At 70.7% G+C, this 2,179-nt stretch carries 2 protein-coding genes; both read left to right on the forward strand.

Translation table 11 applies throughout. The annotated features are described in order from the left end of the window. The first annotated feature begins 2 nt into the window (after positions 1 to 2). Positions 3 to 857 carry a sulfate adenylyltransferase subunit CysD gene (cysD, locus tag VED21_RS02150; RefSeq protein ID WP_324880664.1) on the forward strand — a complete coding sequence of 285 codons (855 nt, stop codon included), beginning with the start codon at positions 3 to 5 and terminating at the stop codon, positions 855 to 857. Next, positions 857 to 2,179: sulfate adenylyltransferase subunit CysN (gene cysN, locus VED21_RS02155; protein WP_324880665.1), on the forward strand; the 1,323-nt coding region annotated here is incomplete at its 3' end. The genes cysD and cysN, both read left to right, overlap by 1 nt.

Raw genomic sequence — 2,179 nt, forward strand, 5'->3', positions numbered from 1 at the left:
ACATCATGCGCGAGGTGGCGGCACAGTTCCGCAACCCCGTCATGCTCTACTCCATCGGCAAGGACAGCTCGGTCATGCTGCACCTCGCCATGAAGGCCTTCTACCCCGCCAAGCCGCCCTTCCCGCTGATGCACGTCGACACCACCTGGAAGTTCCGCGAGATGATCGCCTTCCGCGACCAGCGCGTCAGGGAGCTCGGCCTCGACCTCATCGTCCACGTCAACCAGGACGGCGTGCGCCAGGGCATCGGCCCGTTCTCCCACGGCTCCGCCGTCCACACCGACGTCATGAAGACCCAGGCCCTCAAGCAGGCCCTCGACGCGCACGGCTTCGACGCCGCCTTCGGCGGGGCCCGGCGCGACGAGGAGAAAAGCCGCGCCAAGGAGCGCATCTTCTCCTTCCGCACCAGCACCCACCGCTGGGACCCCAAGAACCAGCGCCCCGAGCTGTGGAACCTCTACAACGGCCGCATCAACAAGGGCGAGAGCATCCGCGTCTTCCCGCTCTCCAACTGGACCGAGCTCGACATCTGGCAGTACATCTACCAGGAGAACATCCCGGTGGTGCCGCTCTACTTCGCCAAGCCGCGCCCGGTGGTCACGCGCGACGGCGCGCTCATCCTGGTGGACGACGAGCGCCTGCCGCTCGAGCCCGGCGAGGTGCCGGAAATGAGATGGGTGCGCTTCCGCACGCTGGGCTGCTACCCGCTCACCGGCGCGGTGGAGAGCCGCGCCGAGACGCTGGCCGCGGTGATCCGCGAGATGCTGCTGGCCACCACCTCCGAGCGCCAGGGCCGCGTCATCGACCAGGACGCCGCCGCCTCCATGGAGCTCAAGAAGCAGGAAGGCTATTTCTGATGCCCGCCACCCCCGCCCCTCCCGACGACGCGGTCCGCGAGGTCGAGGCCTACCTGCGCGGCCAGGAGAGCAAGGACCTGCTGCGCTTCATCACCTGCGGCTCGGTCGATGACGGCAAGTCCAGCCTGATCGGCCGCCTGCTCTACGACTGCAAGCTGCTGTTCGAGGACCAGCTCGCCAGCCTGGAGAGCGACTCCTCGCGCTTCGGCACCACCGGCGCCGGCACGCTGGATCTGGCGCTGCTGGTGGACGGGCTGGCCGCCGAGCGCGAGCAGGGCATCACCATCGACGTCGCCTACCGCTTCTTCACCACCGAGCGGCGCAAGTTCATCGTCGCCGACACCCCGGGCCACGAGCAGTACACCCGCAACATGGCCACCGGCGCCTCGACCGCCGAGGCCGCGGTGCTGCTGGTGGACGCGCGCAAGGGCGTGCTGACCCAGACCCGGCGGCACAGCTACATCGTCGCGCTGCTCGGCATCCGCCACGTCGTGCTGGCGGTCAACAAGATGGACGTGGTCGGCTGGGACCAGGAGGTGTTCGAGGCCATCGCCGCCGAGTACCGCGCCTTCGCCGCCCAGCTCGGCATCCCGAACGTCGCCTGCATTCCCGTCTCGGCGCTGACCGGCGACAACGTGACCCGGCCGTCGCCGGCGATGGGCTGGTACGGCGGCCCGACGCTGCTGGCGCAGTTGGAGGGCATGGAGGTGGCCGGCGACGCGCTGAGCCGGCCGTTCCGGCTGCCGGTGCAGTGGGTGAACCGCCCCAACCAGGACTTTCGCGGCGTCTCCGGCACGGTGGCCGGCGGCGCGGTGCGGGTGGGCGACACGGTGGCGATCCTGCCGGGCGGGCGGACCACCACGGTGGCGCGCATCGTCACGCTGGACGGCGATCTGGAGCGCGCGGTGGCCGGGCAGGCGGTGACGCTGGTGCTGGGCGAGGAGCTGGACGTCTCGCGCGGCGACGTGATCGCCGCGGCGGAGGCGCGTCCGGAGGTCGCCGACCAGTTCGCCGCGCACGTGGTGTGGCTGGGCGAGCAGCCGCTGCTGCCCGGGCGCGGCTACCTGCTGCGCGTCGGCACCGCCACGGTGGGGGCGCAGGTGACCGAGCTGAAGCACGCGGTGAACGTCAACACGCTGGAGCAGCGGGCGGCCAAGCACCTGGAGCTGAACGAGGTGGGGGTGTGCAACGTGGCGCTCGACCGGGCGGTGCCGTTCGACGCCTACGCGGCCAACCGGGCGACCGGCGGCTTCGTGCTGATCGACCGGATCAGCAACGCCACGGTGGGCTGCGGGATGATCGACTTCGCGCTGCGGCGCGCC

The sequence above is a fragment of the Azospirillum sp. genome (assembly GCF_035627195.1).
GTDB lineage: Bacteria > Pseudomonadota > Alphaproteobacteria > Azospirillales > Azospirillaceae > Azospirillum.